Source organism: Desulfurella multipotens (assembly GCF_900101285.1).
GTDB lineage: Bacteria > Campylobacterota_A > Desulfurellia > Desulfurellales > Desulfurellaceae > Desulfurella > Desulfurella acetivorans.
Map to the genome: position 1 here is coordinate 53,114 of NZ_FMYU01000008.1, position 14,980 is coordinate 68,093.

Below are 14,980 nucleotides of genomic sequence, written 5' to 3' on the forward strand. Positions count from 1 at the left end.
AGAGGGGGCTATGTAAATATAATATGTCCATCTAATGACATTTCGTAAAACTGACCCACTGTTACAATATCATCAAGTTGCTCGCAAAAATCTTCCTTTTTTAAATGAAACATATCCACTGTAGCCTTGCAAGCATAAATCTTGCCACCAGCATCATGTATCATTTCCATGAATTCACCAACTGGTGGTATATCCAATTTTTCCATTTCTTTTTTCATTTGAGCAGTAGCAAAACTAGACATACCAGGCAATATACCAATTAAAGAAGGTATATGTAGTGCGGGATTGCCAACAGTTGCTACTTTTAGCTTATTCATTCTAGACTTAATAATCGCATCTAGACCAAAAAATGTAAAAAACAATATTGCCTCATGACCTTCCATTAAGGCTCCATTTGCCATTATAAGACCAGGATAAACCCCATCTAGAGAACCTTTTGATATAATAATAGAAATTTTACTCATAAAAACCTCTAAACGCAACCAACTGGTTTTTTGATACCAGCGATTTTAGCTGCTTTTTTAGCTGGCCCTTTAGGAAACAATTCGTATAATTCTTTTGTAGACACACCGCTTTCTTTTGTTAATTTTCTCATAGAAGGGCCAGTGCCGTGTTCTTTAAATTCTTTTTGCATAAACTCAATTACAACCCAATGCCTATCGGTTAGCTTATCAATTCCTTCTTGCTTAGCTATAACTTCAGCTACTTCTTTACTCCAATCAGAAAAATTCACTAAATAACCCTCATCATCCGTTTGAATACTTTTTTCTCCAACAATTAAAACTCCCATAAAAAACCTCCAAATTTTTATTGTTTTTGGTTTAGCTTGTTAAAATGTTCTAAAAAACTTACAAAAAATGCCAAAGTTGTTTTTATTTCTTTACTATTTAAAAGCTTTACCATACCTAAAAATGATAAATCATCAGCTTTTTTTGTATCAGCTAATTTTAAAGCTTTAAATGTGAGCAAAAGTGTCTTGCTAAGACGGTTTACATCTTCAACTGTAATATTTTTTACTAAATCATCCATCAAACTTTTAAATTCTTTTAATAACGAAAAATAGCCAATTTTTTCTAAATTATCCAAGTAATCTTGCGTAGAAATTGCTATTTCTCTTGTTAAAGGCTCAAAAGATTCCCAAAAATCTATTAAACTTTCCAATCTATTAAATAGCTTTGTTAAATTATCAATATTTCGTGCGAGTTTTTTTAGAAAATAAAATACATTATCTATACTTGTATACTCAGAAACTTCTTCAAGATTTTCTAATGCTATATCGTATACACTCTCCCCTATTTTCATCACGATTAATAGTTTATTTTTTCAACATTATTGATAATTTTACTAATTTGGGTATTACCATTAAATGTGGAAAGTTTTAAAACGTATCTTTTTAGATGTGTAAGAAAACTATTAAAGTTTTCTTGCCATTGTTTTTTTTGTTGGATCATTAATTTGATTTTTAATATATCGGAAATAACTTATGTTAAAAAGATACAATGGCAAGTCTCTGAAGTCTTTGTATCTTTGTGCATTTTTGATGGCTTTTTTTTCAAAAAACAAAGCTTTTGATATTTTATTATCAAAAAAATAAGTGTATGCTAAATCGTTAAAAACCAATGAACGATAATCTTTACTACTTGTTTTTAAAGATTTGTGAAAATAAAAAATTGACTTTGAAAACAATTTATGAATCAAGTGCAAAGCTACCATATCATTCATAGAAACATATAAATTTAAGTTATGAATATCCGGTGATTTAAATAAACATCCCTGTAATAAAGAAATTTATTTTGTAAATAAAGATTCAAATAAGCAATTGCCATATACCTATAAATTTTTCCTTTGTAAGATAAATTAGACGGTAATTGTTGAGCTTTTTTAAAAAAATTTATCGCGGTTTTTGGGTGATTTAAATTTAAATAAATCCTGCCTAAGTAAAAAAAACCATCTATACTGTTGGCTTTAGCTTCTTGTTCACAACTTTTTGTGGCCAAATCAATGTTTTTATTGTCAAATTGAACCTTACAAATATCTATAGTATTGCCATAAACAATACCGTATATACCAAATAAAAAAATTATATTAAAAAATACAAAAAATCCTTTTTTCATGATAAGTTTTAGTAGAGATATGGCCAGGGTCCCAAACTATATGTAGGACAATTACAATTGCATGGAAAGCAATTTTCATGTTCTTGTTTTGGCCATAAATATAAATTTTTTACATCAATTAATGGATAGGTATAAACAAAATCTCCAACCTTTTCTTTTTTAATACCCATAATTTTGCCAACAAAAGTTACTTTACTGCCTTTTTTATAAATTTCTGGGTCATAGTAGCCTTTTGCATATGCTATAAATCTACCAACAAAATTTTGTGGCTCTTTTCTATATGGTTTCCCATTATCGTGCAATTTCAAGCCTAAAACAACAAAACATGTTTGATTATTTTGTTCTGGAATAGTAGATATTATGGTGCCACCAAATCTCACTTCTTTTCCAAAAAATTCTCCATTTTGGGCTTGTATTGGTGTTATCTGAGTAAAATTGCCACTTATTGGCAAAACCGTAGAACAACTTTGTAGTATTCCAACTCCTACTATTACAATCGCTGCAGCTTTTATCTTTTTCAAAATTCTATTCAGCATAATAACGCTCACTTCCTTATATAAACGATCTTTTTAAAAGTTCTATACAATAGAAAATTATAGAGCAAATAGTTATCAATTATTATAAATATAAAAACAACAAAAGAATAAAAAGAAATAGTTGTAAAAATATTTTGCCAAGCTGTTATGATACTTTGAATAATATTAGCTAGAATAGAAATAATTAAAAAAATTGAACTATCAAGCACAAGCATATTAAAAAGCAGTAATTTGCCCAAAGACTTATAAATCTCTTCTATATTATTAAAACTGTTATTGGCGCTTTTTAATTCACATCTATTTAAAAAATAAAATTCCGATGAATATAAAGAATGGGATGAGGTATTTACTACAAACAGTATCATTAGCATAATGGCTTTAAGTCCAAGTATTGATTCACTTTGGCTTGCCGGTAATTTAAAATAAACTGCTAAAATTACCGTTACAATCCCAATTAAATTGGTCGATATAGCGATAATTTTAACTAATTTAATATATTTCATTTTAAAAATTCTAAATAAACTTCATAAACTTTTTATAAAAGTTTACCTGCTGGCTTAAAGAAGAATAATCTTTAATCAAGTTTACACCATGAATTGCAAGATAATAATATAACAGAGTATACAAAACAGTACTTGTAATCATAGGTACATAAAAATACAAAATTACATTTTTTTTATCTTCTACTAATCCAAAAAGTAAAGCAATAAACAATTCTCCCATAAATAATTGGCCTACAAAAAATCCTATATACGCACCACTTTTTACCCACTTTTCGTTTATTCTTGATAATTTTTTATTAAATAATTTGAATCTGCTAATATAATTAGCAAAATGAAAACTTATCGCACACACTAAAATTTCTGTTATAATAATAACCATTAAAGATGTATACGGATTAAGGCTTGCAATGCTGGCATAACTTACAGCTACAAGTTTACCACCAAAAATAGGGTTTATGTTTAAAAATGTTAAAATAAGATAATTCAATCCTGCACTGTTCATAATTAAAAATTATATACTCTATTGCTTTAAAGTCAATAACACTTACTTGACAATACCCTTTTATTTAGTTATATTGCTCGTAATGAAAAAAATAGTTTTACTAATCATTGCTATTGTAATTGCAAATTATTATACTTTAGCTAAGGCAGTTGAGGTAAAGATAGGCTACCCAAAAACTTGTACAGGCTATGAAAAAATAAAAGCTTATGGTAAAGTACAAACAACACAAAATATAACAATTTTTGCACCTGTAAGCGGTATTATCAAAATAGACTCAAATTTCAGTACTGTAAAAAGTGGCCAATTAATTGCTAGAATATATCCACCTAAGCTAATTTGGCAGGAAACACGAATTTATGGATTAAAGCTTATGTATCACCAGATTATATAGATAAATTAAAAATAGATCAGATTGTCTATTATTATTCCCACAACATAAAGCATAAAGGTTCAATTGCTCAAATTGAGCATAACGCAGATGTAAGTGGTCTTGTCCCCATTTTTATAAATACGAATAATAAAGCTCTCATTGCCGGACAATGGGTAAATCTTGAAATTCCTGTTATAAAAAACACTCAATTTTGTGTGCCAAAAAGTGCTATTGTTTCTAAAGACTCTAAAACTTATGTATTTATTGTAAAAGATAATGTAGTCTACCAAAAACAAGTAAATCTTATAAATATTTCAAACAATACAGCATATATTAATGGTAATCTCAATAAAAACGAACCTTTAGCTATCAGTGCAACAGATAGACTAAAAAACAATATTAAAGTAAAAATTATAAAATGAATAAATACTTAAATTTTTTGTGGAGTAATAAAACTACTGTATTTTTATGCGGTATTTTAATTATTTTTGGCGGCATATTTTCCCTTTTTAGATTACCAGAAAGTATCTTTCCTAACGTAAATTTTCCTAAAGTATCTATACTTGTGCATAATCAATATTTACCAGTAAAGTATATGCTTGTAAGTGTTACAAGACCGCTAGAAGAAGCAGCAAGGACTGAGCCTAACGTAACTCTTGTAAGATCACAAACAGGCAATGGTCTATCAAAAATTCATGTTTATTTTAATTCAAATGTTAATCCAAAAACCGCATACCTTATGCTACAAGCAAGAATAGCAAAAATCAATTTACCCCCGGATTCAAATGTAAGTATCCGTTTAATGGAACCAAACATATATCCATTTGCAGAATATGCCCTTGTTTCAAACAAAATTGACAGTTCAAACATAATGAGTTATTATTATTTTCAAGTAAAACCCACGGTTCTTGGTATAAACGGTGTTTATAAAGTAGAAGAAACTTCACGAGGTTGGCCTGAAATTAATATAGCTATTGATCCCCAAAAATTATTACAATATAAAATATCACCTCAAGAAATAATACACTATCTTATTTTAAATCAGGGGCCTTTTTTTTCGGGAGTAATGAATTATTTCAATCAACAATTAAACCTCTCAACTACAAGTATAGATAATATCAAAGATTTATCTAATTTCACAATTCCTATAAAATCCAGAAATTCCGAATTTATACCGTTAACATTAGATAAAATAGCTGATATAAAAATCCAAAACCCACCATTAATAAAAGAAGCTAAAGTATCTGGGTACAAGCATGCATTAATAATGGACATACTTTCTCAAAATAAAGCTAATGAAGTAAAGGTATCTAAAGAACTTCAAAAAGTCTTTGAAACAATTAAAGATAGGTTGCCTTCTGGTATAAAACTAATAAAAATTTATGATTTAAGCGACTTAATCAAAAGTAACCTGAATGATGTGTGGATCGCGCTTATTTTAGGCAGCATCATTGCATTGATAGTTGTAATGTTATTTATAGGTAGAATAGATGGTGCTTTAAGTGTGTTTATAGTAGTACCGCTTTCTTTATCTTTAACTTTTATTGCTCTATATTTAATGGGTTTTGGATTAAATATTATGACACTTGGTGGAATTTGCGCTTCAATTGGTGCGATGATAGACCATGCCATAGTTATCATTGAAAGGGGTCTGCAAAACATAGAAAGCAATGCAAAGAAAAGATTGTCTGGTGTTTTTAAAAGGTTAAAAGATATACTGCTTCCCATGAGTTTAGCTACTATAACTTCAACTGTTGTGTTTATTCCTCTTATCTTTTTGCCAGGCACATTAGGGTTGTTATTTAAACATATGGCTATTGCTATAATTATAGCTCTTATTGCATCACAACTAATTGCTTTAACTTTTACACCAATATTATCCATGATGATTGTATATCGCAAAACCAATAAAAAAATTATACCAAAAAATAGAAAACTATACTTTATGTTCAGTCATTCATTAATTTTTTTTATGAGAAGACCATGGATTTCTATCATTATAATTCTTTTAGTTGCAGCAACAGGCTATGTTTGTTTCAAAAATCTTCCAACAGCCTTTTTGCCAAAATGGGATGAAGGCTTAATTTCTGTGCCATTTAGAACACCTGTTGGAAGCAGTGTAGAAACTACAACAAAAATAGGTGAACTTTTAATGAATGAAGCTTCGAAAAATCCAAATGTTGACAAAGTTTCTTTAATGGTTGGTAGAGGTTTTGGAAACTCTTTTTCTACACCAAACAAAGCTATCATGATGATCGTATTAAAAAAAGACAGAAAAGAAAGCACACAAAAAGTTATGTTAGAATTAGATAAAAAATTTAAAATTTTAGCACCTAACCTTATTTCATTAAATTCATCACAAATTATGGTAAATAGACTTGGTGATTTATCTGGTTCTCATGCTCCTTTAGAAGTTTTTCTATTTGGCAGCGATCCTGATAAATTATTCAAAGAAGGACAAAAACTTTATAAAATACTTGCAAAAAATAAAGATTTTGAATCTGTCACATATAAATCGCCTTCTGCAGGCCCAGAAATAGAATTTAACCCTAATTATTTTGCTACGGTAAATAATATAAACTCAAAAAATTTAGCTGACACAATCAAACTCTATTTTTGGGGTGAAAATGCAGGTTTTTTGTTGAAAGGTGAACAGTTATTTCCAATAAGGATAACACTTAAAGACAAACCACAAACAATTCAAGAGCTTAAATCTTTAAATATTATTCACAATGATATGCCTATGGCTTTAAATATGCTATCCAACATTAATATAAAAAACAGCGTTCCATATATTACACACCAAAATTTAGTGCCTTATTCATATATATGGGTCAAACCATATTCTCACATAGGTTTGACAAAGGCTGCAAATGATATTGATAATATAGTTAAGCATATGAATCTTCCACATGACATTAGCTATTCTATTGGTGGCTATTACAAACAACAAACAAAAAGTTTTCAAAATATGTATCTAATACTAACGATAGCGCTTTTTATTTTGCTAATACTTTTTGGTTTTCAATTTTCAAGCCAAAAATGTGCTATAGTTGCAATAATAGTTATTAGCTCTACTGCGAGTTTTTCTTTATTGTCACTTTTAATAGCGCGACTAAATCCTGATAGTACAGCTTTTTTAGGCATACTGCTTGTATTTGCTATTGTAGTAAACAATATAATACTCATATTTTCAAGATCAAAACAATTAAGCAAAACTCACACGCACAAAAGTGTAGCCCTTGCTGTTCGTAGCAGATTAAGACCAATTATTATGACAATGAGCGCTGATATTGTTGGTTTTTTGCCTTTAGCCATAGGTATTGGCAAAGGTACTGATTTATTGAAACCCCTTGCTACTGCTACTATTGGTGGTTTGATTTTTGGTGCTTTTGCATCTCTAATAATAGCTCCTTCTTTGTTCAGTTTGTTTAGTATTGTAAAATATAAAAAATAAAGGACAACTTAAATTTTCACACTTTATGGTTTTAAGTTATAAAAATTGAATAAAAATAATCAAAAAATGAAACTTGCATTTAGAAAAGACATATAAGATAATTTATTATGACCTTGATATTTATTTGTCTATTAATAGCACAAGCATCTCTTCTAAACTATTCTGGTAATCTTTATTGTGTTTTTATAGGTTAATACAATCAATTTCTACAAGCAAACTTTTAACTAAATTTATCCATTATCTTTTAGATTAAAAATAGACATAAGAATTACCCCTCAAAGCTTCTAAACTATTGTTCCCTCTATGTATACAATATTAGCAATTTTCAAGTTTTTGTACAAAATCTAGCATTTTTTTGATTTCAAACTGATAGATCTAATGTATTAGCAACAAATTATATTTGAATTTAAAGTACTATAGTATATAATGGTAATAATGATTGAGTGTAGAAACATTGTTAAAAAGTATAAAACAAAAGTGGCTGTGGCAGGCATTAATTTAATTGCAAAAAAAGGTGAAATTGTAGGACTACTTGGTCCAAATGGTGCAGGCAAGACAACAACATTTTATATGATATCAGGTTTTATCAGGCCAACTAGCGGTCAAATTTTTCTTGATGGTCAAGAAATCACAAAGATGCCAATACACAAGCGTTCAAAAATAGGAATTTCATATCTTCCGCAAGAACCTTCTGTATTTAGCGGATTAACAGTGGAACAAAATATTTATGCTGTACTTGAATTTGTTGATATAAAAAACAAAAAAGAACGTTTAGAAGAGTTGCTTTCTGAATTTAACTTAACCAGCATAAGAAAAACAAAAGCATATGCGGTAAGCGGCGGTGAAAGACGAAGGGTTGAAGTAGCCAGAGCCCTTGCAACAAATCCTAAATTTTTACTACTAGACGAACCTTTTTCTGGTATTGATCCTTTAATGGTTGAACAATTAAAAAAAATGATATTTGATCTCAAAGAAAGAGGTTTGGGAATAATTATTACAGACCATAATGTAAGGGAAACGCTTGATATAGTAAATAAAGCATACATATTATATGATGGAAAGGTTATAAAAGAAGGTTCTAAAATGGATATTGTAAATGATGAGCGGTTGGCTAAAATATATCTAGGCGAAACATTTAAACTATAAACTTATGGTAGAGCTAAGGCATGAATTAAATGTAAATTTAGGTCTTATTCTTACTCACCAACTTGATTTATCTCTTAAAATTTTAAGTGCAAGTCTGATAGAGTTACAAGAACAAATTGATGAAATAGTTTTGCAAAATCCATTAATTGATATAGATGCAAATTATCGTACTGCGCCAAACAACTATTTTGAAAGTAAATTTAAAGAAATAGATCAAAACTATAAAGTTAAATTTGAAAGTGAAGAAGAATATGATGAATTAGACTTTATTGAACAAGAAACTACATTCGAACAAAAATTACTACAAGATTTGGTTTTATCTTATAATTTGAATCAAAAAGAAATACAAATTGCTGAGCAAATAATATACAACTTAGATGAAAAAGGTTATTTTTTAGATCACGGTCTAGATAAAAAATATGAGTATATCAGAAGATTAATAATGAACCTCGAACCATTAGGTGTGGGCACTAAAAATGTTCAAGAGTTTTTTCATTTACAAAATGAATTTTTTTATAAAAACGAACCGTATTTTAATAAATTAAATGAATTTTTAGATACAATTTTTACTTTTGGTCTTGATCTAAAAAAACTTCAAAAATTCAATCTAAACGATAAACAGGTACAGTTTTTTTTAGAAAAAATAAAAGCTTTTAGGCCTTATCCTTTATATGGCTATATAAAGTCACATCAGGAAGATTTTTTATATTACGATATAGAAATAAAGCAAATTGGTAACGAATTTATACCCATCGTGAATGATGAATTTTCAAATAAATTAATAGTAAATGAAACACTTATCAATCAGATTAAAGACGTAGATTTCCTAAAGGAAAAACTTAAAGAAATTAAAATACTCCACGATGCTATAAATATGCGCTATCAAACGCTTTTAAAAATCGCAAATATTGTTGTGCAAAAACAGAGGCTTTTTTTTGAAAAAGGCGTGCTTACACCCCTTTCTATGTCTCAAATAGCTATGCATATAGGATATAGTGTTTCTACAATAAGTCGAGCACTTTCAAATAAATATATTTTATTTAAATCTAAAATTTACCCATTTAAAGTATTCTTCTCAAGTGCATCAAAAGAAGGTATATCAAAGCATAGAATATTAGAAATAATAAAAGCTGCCATTGCTCAAGAAGACGCTTCAAATCCACTCGATGATGAATCTCTAAGACAGATATTGATAAAACACAATATTAATGTAACAAGACGCGCAGTTGTAAAATATAGACAAGAACTTAAAATCCCAAAGGCAAAGGATAGAAAAAGCGAGTTTCTTTTATAATGTCTAAAAAAAACAAAAGTAAAAGAATTTATATAAAAGGTCTATTTAAAATAGAAAAAACACATTACTCAATAATTACAGACAAAAATACTTACAGTATTGAAAAAGAATTTTTTGATTTTTCAGATAAATTTGCTCAAGATAGTGATGAAGTTGAAGCACTTTTTATTTGGGCAAAACATCCAAAAGCAAAATTGTTAAATGTTGTAAAAAGGTACAATGAATACGTAGTTGGTTATATAAAAAAAATAAATTCTAATTATTTTTTTGAACCTTTAAAAACAAAATTTCTTGTTAAACTCTCAGGCCAAGCTGAGGAAGGTAAGCTTGTTAAAGCTAGAATTATACAGCAAAAAAATACTGAGTTTGCAAAAATTGTTGAAGTCTACTCTAATTCATCTTTAAATGACGAATTAATTGTAATAGACAAATATAGCTTGCCAACAGAATTTAGCCCGGAAGTTGAAAAAGAACTTCAATCTATAAATGAACCAAACGAGAAAGATTTTATTGGAAGAAGTGATTTTCGAAACTTAAGAACCATAACTATTGACGGTGCTGATGCTAAAGATTTTGATGATGCAATTGATATAGAGTTTTTAAAAAATGGCTATAGGTTATATGTGCATATTGCTGATGTAAGCTATTATGTTAAAGACAACAGCGCAATCGAAAAAAGTGCCTTTGAGCGAGGCTTTAGTGTATATTTTCCTCAAAGCAACATACCGATGTTACCAAGAAAACTTTCTGACGATATTTGCTCACTTGTTCCAGATAAAGACAGACTTGCATTTACAGTTATTATAGATTTTGACAAAAAAGGTAATCGAAAGTCATTTAAGTTTACAAAAAGCATTATAAGAAATAAAAATCGCCTTACATATGATTTTGTAGAAAATTGTTTGAACGATTTGGTGGATTGTGAAGAAAACTTAAAGTCTTATTTGCAAAAAATGAAAATTTTAGCTAAAATTTTACGTGCAAGAAGATTCTTAAAAGGAAGTCTTGATTTGGACATTAAAGAAGCCACTTTTATAATAAATAACAACGAAATAGTAAATGTCATACAAAAACCAAGATTGTTTTCTTATTCAATAATAGAAGAATTTATGTTGGCTGCAAATAAAACTGTTGCCGACTACCTAAACAATAAAACAATTTTTTTGCGTAGAATACATGAAAAACCCCAAATAACTAAACTTATGGATTTAAGCAATCAACTCAAAGAAATGGGTTATGCATTCCCTAAAAAACCAAATGCAAAAAAAATGCAAAAATTTATCTGGTCAATAGAGGAAACAAAAAGAAGCATTATATCAAAAATAATTTTAAAAAGTATGGAAAGAGCAGAATACTCACTAGAGGAAATCCCACATTTTGCACTTGGTTTTGAAAATTATACGCACTTTACATCGCCCATTAGACGCTTTCCTGATTTGATAGTACATAAAATACTTCAAGCTACATTACTTAATAAAAAAAATTATTCCCACAAAAGGCTTGAAAGTATAGTTAAACAAGTGCAAAAAAGAGAACTTATTACAGAAGCTGCCGAATACTTTGCAAAAGATATAAAGCAAGCAAGACTTATTGAAAAATATATTGGTAAAATTTTTAATGGTACAATTGTTTATATGATAGGAAGTGGTATGTTTATTGAACTAAAAGAAATGTTTGTAGAAGGATTTTTATCATACAGTGCTTTGAAAGATGACTTTTATACATTTTTTGACCAAAAACAAATGATAATTGGAAGAAAAACAAAAAAAATTTTTAGACTAGGTGATTCTATAAAAGTCAAACCTATAAAAGTTGATATTTATGAAGGAAAAATAGATTTAGAGCCAGTATAAGGAGTAAATATGAAGGTTTGTGTTAACATCGGCTTTGGCAATATTGTAAACAAAGAAAGGGTTATAGCCATATTAAACCCAGATTCAACACCAATCAAAAAATTAAAAGATGAATTTAAAAATACTGGCAAAATAATTGATGCTACAAAAGGAAAAAAAACACGCGCTATATTGATAACAGATTCAGGACATATTATAATGTCTGCAATTGCGCCTCAAACATTAGCTGAGCGCATAAATGAGACTTAGACTATGATTATTATTATTTCAAGCCCAAGTGGCGTGGGCAAAACAACAGTTGCAAAAGTACTTGAAAAATCAAATTTTGAGCGTATTGTAACTTATACTTCAAGACCAAAGCGTCCAATTGAAACAGAAGGGGTTGATTATTATTTCATAGAAAAAGAAAAATTTAATGAATTAATTAAGCAGGGTTTTTTTGCAGAGTTTTCATTGGTGCATGATAATTTTTATGGTATATCAAAAGAATCTTTAAAGTCAAATTCTAAACACAAAATACTCACCATAGATGTCCAAGGTGCTGCTAAAATAAAAAAAATTATGCCTTCTGTTGTAACAATTTTTTTACTTCCACCTTCTTTTGAAGAATGGATGAAAAGAATAAATAAAACCCAAAGAAATAACTTTGATATACGTTTAAAAAATGCTATAAAAGAATTGGATGAGGTATGGAATTTCGAGTATGCTATTGTGAATTACTCAGTAGAAAAAACCGTTAAACAAATTCAAACAATTGTATATTGCGAAGAAGTAAAATGTAAAGAAAATATAAAAAGTTTAATAAATGAGCTAAAATCTAACATTAAGCAATATGAGGAGGATTAATGGAAACAACTGTTGAGCTTGTATATAAGGCACTAGAACACATTGAAAGCAAATACGCTTTAGTAAAAGCAGCAGCAATTAGAACCCACGCGCTTTACAGAGGAGATAAACCTCTTATAAATATTAAACCAAATACACACAAAAATACTGTTATAGCATTAAAAGAAATAGCTCAAGGATATTGGAGTATAAAATAGAACCAGACATTGAGATTGCATATAAAGATTTAATAGAAACTATAAAGGATGCATGTCTAAAGCAACAAAAGAGTAATTTAAATTTTGAACTTATAGATAAAGCTTTTTTGTTTGCTTATGAAAAGCATAAAACTCAAAAGCGTGCTTCAAATGAAAGTTACATTATCCATCCAATAAATACAGCAAAAATCGTAACTAGATTGATATTAGATGAAAATACAATAGCAGCTGCACTTTTGCATGATGTTTTAGAAGATACGCAAACAAAAGAAGAAGAAATAGAAAATGCTTTTGGATCTGATATATTGATGCTAGTTAAAGCATTAACCAAAATTGAATCTTTGCAATACAAAAGCGTAGAACAAAAACAAGCAGATAACTTTAGAAAGCTTTTGATTTCAGTTGCAAATGATCTAAGGGTTATTCTTATAAAACTGGCAGACAGATTACACAATATGCGTACCATTGTTTATTTAAATGAAGAAAAAAGACAAAGAATAGCCCGTGAAACACTTGATATCTATGCACCTATGGCCCATAGACTTGGAATATACTGGCTCAAAAGCGAACTTGAAGACAGAAGCTTTGAAATTATAGATTATAAAACTTATAATAAAATAAAATCTTACCTGGAAAATATTTTGGAAAAAAAAGAAGAATATATAAGGTTTATAGAAAATTCTTTAAAGGAAGATTTATTGCAAAACAATATTAAATGCGAAGTTAACGGACGAGTAAAACACATATACAGTATATATACCAAAATGCAAAGAAAAAATATTGATCTTGATAGTATTTATGATTTTGTAGCTTTTAGAATCATAACAGACACAGAAAGGGATTGTTACAATGCATTAGGTGTGGTGCACAAGCTTTACAAACCCCTACCAAATCGTTTTAAAGACTACATTGCTCTTCCCAAGCAAAATATGTATCAATCGTTGCATACAACTGTATTTGGTCCGGGTGATGTTATACTTGAGATCCAAATTAGAACAAAAAAAATGCATGAAATAAACGAAGAAGGTTTGGCTGCTCATTGGCGTTACAAAGAAGGCAAAAAATTTAACCTAAATGATAAAATGTTTGTGTGGCTAAGAAAACTCCTTGAAAATACACAAAGTGAAAGTTCACAGGAATTTCTAAGAAACATGAAAAATGATTTGGAAAGTGGTGAAATATATGTCTTTACACCTGCTGGCGATTTAAAAGTTCTGCCTAGAGGTTCAACCTGTGTTGACTTTGCATATGAAATTCATACACAAATTGGAGATATGTGCACAGGTGCTAAAGTCAATAATAAAATAGTGCCTCTAAGACATGAATTGCAAAGTGGTGATATTGTAGAAATCCTAACAAGCCCATCTCATAAGCCCTCAAGAGATTGGCTTTCTTTTGTAAAGACATCAAAGGCAAGAAACAAAATAAAACAAAGCGTAAGAGAATTAGAAAAACAAGAAATGGTTGCAATAGGCAAAAATCTATTATCAAAAGAATTGCTAAGGCACAATATAACTCTTACCTCTTATCTTAAGTCTAAAACCTTTAAAGATATGCTTTCAAGTTTAGGATTTGCAAAAGAAGATGACTTATTTGAAAATATAGGACTAAAAAAAATAAATCCCCAAAACCTGCTAAGCTCTTTAGAACCTCAAAAAGATACAAAGAAAAAAGAAATCGACGCTCAGGCAAAATCTGAATTTATGATTACTATTGACGGCACAAACAACTTTGATATAAAATTAGCAAAATGTTGCAGTCCTGTTGTAGGAGATGAAATTATTGGGTATATTTCAAAAAAAGGTATTATTATGATACATAGACTTGATTGTGAAAATATTGCAAAAATTGGTTATAATTCAGAACGCCTAATTAAGGCTCAATGGCAAGAATCTAAAAAGAAAATTAAAACCATTCTCACTGTACACGCAAAAGATACACTTGGTTTAATATCAAAAATTTCTTCTGCAATAGCAAATTTAAATATAAATATAACAGACTTTAAAATGAAAAAAAAATCAGAAAAAGATATATTTTTACTCGAAATAGAAGTATCTAGTATCAAAGAAATAAATGAATGCATAAATGCACTATCAAAAGAACCAAGTATTATCAAAGTTGAAAGAGGATTAAAAAAAGATTTTAGAAGAGGAGAATAATAA

The 14,980-nt window shown here is 28.9% G+C and carries 18 protein-coding genes; 10 read left to right on the forward strand and 8 right to left on the reverse strand.

Annotated features, from left to right (window positions below; all coding sequences use genetic code 11):
• Positions 1-8: 8 nt before the first annotated feature.
• The 8 genes from BLQ93_RS06265 to BLQ93_RS06300 all read right to left on the reverse strand — a co-directional run bounded on the left by BLQ93_RS06265 (position 9) and on the right by BLQ93_RS06300 (position 3,655).
• Complete coding sequence (locus tag BLQ93_RS06265) at positions 9-464, reverse strand: DsrE/DsrF/DrsH-like family protein (RefSeq protein ID WP_092128987.1); 456 nt, start codon at positions 462-464, stop codon at positions 9-11.
• 8 nt (positions 465-472) lie between these two features.
• Positions 473-790 carry a TusE/DsrC/DsvC family sulfur relay protein gene (locus BLQ93_RS06270; protein WP_025391325.1) on the reverse strand — a complete coding sequence of 106 codons (318 nt, stop codon included), beginning with the start codon at positions 788-790 and terminating at the stop codon, positions 473-475.
• Positions 791-807: 17 nt separating this feature from the next.
• On the reverse strand, positions 808-1,302 hold the full coding sequence (locus BLQ93_RS06275; protein ID WP_092128989.1) for a hypothetical protein: 495 nt from the start codon (positions 1,300-1,302) through the stop codon (positions 808-810).
• Positions 1,303-1,413: 111 nt separating this feature from the next.
• The gene (locus tag BLQ93_RS06280) at positions 1,414-1,722 is read right to left on the reverse strand and encodes a hypothetical protein (protein ID WP_092128991.1); all 309 of its coding nucleotides are present in this window, start codon (positions 1,720-1,722) and stop codon (positions 1,414-1,416) included.
• Positions 1,723-1,736: 14 nt separating this feature from the next.
• Positions 1,737-2,114: a tetratricopeptide repeat protein gene (locus BLQ93_RS06285; protein WP_092128993.1), complete on the reverse strand. Its 378-nt coding sequence runs from the start codon at positions 2,112-2,114 to the stop codon at positions 1,737-1,739.
• A gap of 8 nt (positions 2,115-2,122) precedes the next feature.
• Positions 2,123-2,650: a Slp family lipoprotein gene (locus BLQ93_RS06290; protein WP_143338711.1), complete on the reverse strand. Its 528-nt coding sequence runs from the start codon at positions 2,648-2,650 to the stop codon at positions 2,123-2,125.
• Positions 2,651-2,658: 8 nt separating this feature from the next.
• Positions 2,659-3,153 (reverse strand): hypothetical protein, encoded by a 495-nt coding sequence (locus BLQ93_RS06295; RefSeq protein WP_092128997.1) that lies wholly within the window; start codon positions 3,151-3,153, stop codon positions 2,659-2,661.
• A gap of 10 nt (positions 3,154-3,163) precedes the next feature.
• Positions 3,164-3,655 (reverse strand): hypothetical protein, encoded by a 492-nt coding sequence (locus BLQ93_RS06300; protein WP_092128999.1) that lies wholly within the window; start codon positions 3,653-3,655, stop codon positions 3,164-3,166.
• 82 nt (positions 3,656-3,737) lie between these two features.
• Between BLQ93_RS06300 and BLQ93_RS06305 the strand changes: the two genes are divergently transcribed.
• The 10 genes from BLQ93_RS06305 to BLQ93_RS06350 all read left to right on the forward strand — a co-directional run bounded on the left by BLQ93_RS06305 (position 3,738) and on the right by BLQ93_RS06350 (position 14,977).
• Positions 3,738-4,046 (forward strand): hypothetical protein, encoded by a 309-nt coding sequence (locus tag BLQ93_RS06305; RefSeq protein ID WP_092129001.1) that lies wholly within the window; start codon positions 3,738-3,740, stop codon positions 4,044-4,046.
• Positions 3,992-4,447: an efflux RND transporter periplasmic adaptor subunit gene (locus BLQ93_RS06310; protein WP_092129003.1), complete on the forward strand. Its 456-nt coding sequence runs from the start codon at positions 3,992-3,994 to the stop codon at positions 4,445-4,447. Before BLQ93_RS06305 ends, BLQ93_RS06310 begins: the two co-directional genes overlap by 55 nt.
• Positions 4,444-7,482: an efflux RND transporter permease subunit gene (locus tag BLQ93_RS06315; protein ID WP_092129005.1), complete on the forward strand. Its 3,039-nt coding sequence runs from the start codon at positions 4,444-4,446 to the stop codon at positions 7,480-7,482. The genes BLQ93_RS06310 and BLQ93_RS06315 overlap by 4 nt, the downstream gene beginning before the upstream one ends.
• A 435-nt stretch (positions 7,483-7,917) precedes the next feature.
• Entirely contained in the window at positions 7,918-8,628 is a 711-nt protein-coding gene (gene lptB, locus BLQ93_RS06320) for an LPS export ABC transporter ATP-binding protein (RefSeq protein ID WP_092129007.1), read from the forward strand.
• Positions 8,629-8,632: 4 nt separating this feature from the next.
• Positions 8,633-9,922 (forward strand): RNA polymerase factor sigma-54, encoded by a 1,290-nt coding sequence (locus BLQ93_RS06325; RefSeq protein ID WP_092129009.1) that lies wholly within the window; start codon positions 8,633-8,635, stop codon positions 9,920-9,922.
• Positions 9,922-11,775, forward strand: a complete 1,854-nt coding sequence (locus BLQ93_RS06330; protein ID WP_092129011.1) for a ribonuclease R family protein — start codon at positions 9,922-9,924, stop codon at positions 11,773-11,775. Before BLQ93_RS06325 ends, BLQ93_RS06330 begins: the two co-directional genes overlap by 1 nt.
• A 9-nt stretch (positions 11,776-11,784) precedes the next feature.
• Positions 11,785-12,024 (forward strand): DUF370 domain-containing protein, encoded by a 240-nt coding sequence (locus BLQ93_RS06335; protein ID WP_025391316.1) that lies wholly within the window; start codon positions 11,785-11,787, stop codon positions 12,022-12,024.
• A gap of 3 nt (positions 12,025-12,027) precedes the next feature.
• Positions 12,028-12,621 (forward strand): guanylate kinase, encoded by a 594-nt coding sequence (gene gmk, locus BLQ93_RS06340; RefSeq protein ID WP_092129013.1) that lies wholly within the window; start codon positions 12,028-12,030, stop codon positions 12,619-12,621.
• On the forward strand, positions 12,621-12,818 hold the full coding sequence (gene rpoZ / locus BLQ93_RS06345) for a DNA-directed RNA polymerase subunit omega (protein WP_025391314.1): 198 nt from the start codon (positions 12,621-12,623) through the stop codon (positions 12,816-12,818). The genes gmk and rpoZ overlap by 1 nt, the downstream gene beginning before the upstream one ends.
• A complete protein-coding gene (locus BLQ93_RS06350) occupies positions 12,803-14,977 on the forward strand; it encodes a RelA/SpoT family protein (RefSeq protein WP_025391313.1) in 2,175 nt (724 codons plus the stop codon). The genes rpoZ and BLQ93_RS06350 overlap by 16 nt, the downstream gene beginning before the upstream one ends.
• Positions 14,978-14,980: the final 3 nt, after the last annotated feature.

Excerpts from the sequence above, each read along its gene's own strand:
- BLQ93_RS06265 (WP_092128987.1), bottom strand. The coding sequence starts at position 464 with ATGAGTAAAATTTCTATTATTATATCAAAAGGTTCTCTAGATGGGGTT.
- BLQ93_RS06270 (WP_025391325.1), bottom strand. The coding sequence starts at position 790 with ATGGGAGTTTTAATTGTTGGAGAAAAAAGTATTCAAACGGATGATGAG.
- BLQ93_RS06275 (WP_092128989.1), bottom strand. The coding sequence starts at position 1,302 with ATGAAAATAGGGGAGAGTGTATACGATATAGCATTAGAAAATCTTGAA.
- BLQ93_RS06280 (WP_092128991.1), bottom strand. The coding sequence starts at position 1,722 with ATGAATGATATGGTAGCTTTGCACTTGATTCATAAATTGTTTTCAAAG.
- BLQ93_RS06285 (WP_092128993.1), bottom strand. The coding sequence starts at position 2,114 with ATGAAAAAAGGATTTTTTGTATTTTTTAATATAATTTTTTTATTTGGT.
- BLQ93_RS06290 (WP_143338711.1), bottom strand. The coding sequence starts at position 2,650 with ATGCTGAATAGAATTTTGAAAAAGATAAAAGCTGCAGCGATTGTAATA.
- BLQ93_RS06295 (WP_092128997.1), bottom strand. The coding sequence starts at position 3,153 with ATGAAATATATTAAATTAGTTAAAATTATCGCTATATCGACCAATTTA.
- BLQ93_RS06300 (WP_092128999.1), bottom strand. The coding sequence starts at position 3,655 with ATGAACAGTGCAGGATTGAATTATCTTATTTTAACATTTTTAAACATA.
- BLQ93_RS06305 (WP_092129001.1), top strand. The coding sequence starts at position 3,738 with ATGAAAAAAATAGTTTTACTAATCATTGCTATTGTAATTGCAAATTAT.
- BLQ93_RS06315 (WP_092129005.1), top strand. The coding sequence starts at position 4,444 with ATGAATAAATACTTAAATTTTTTGTGGAGTAATAAAACTACTGTATTT.
- lptB (WP_092129007.1), top strand. The coding sequence starts at position 7,918 with ATGATTGAGTGTAGAAACATTGTTAAAAAGTATAAAACAAAAGTGGCT.
- BLQ93_RS06325 (WP_092129009.1), top strand. The coding sequence starts at position 8,633 with ATGGTAGAGCTAAGGCATGAATTAAATGTAAATTTAGGTCTTATTCTT.
- BLQ93_RS06330 (WP_092129011.1), top strand. The coding sequence starts at position 9,922 with ATGTCTAAAAAAAACAAAAGTAAAAGAATTTATATAAAAGGTCTATTT.
- BLQ93_RS06335 (WP_025391316.1), top strand. The coding sequence starts at position 11,785 with ATGAAGGTTTGTGTTAACATCGGCTTTGGCAATATTGTAAACAAAGAA.
- gmk (WP_092129013.1), top strand. The coding sequence starts at position 12,028 with ATGATTATTATTATTTCAAGCCCAAGTGGCGTGGGCAAAACAACAGTT.
- rpoZ (WP_025391314.1), top strand. The coding sequence starts at position 12,621 with ATGGAAACAACTGTTGAGCTTGTATATAAGGCACTAGAACACATTGAA.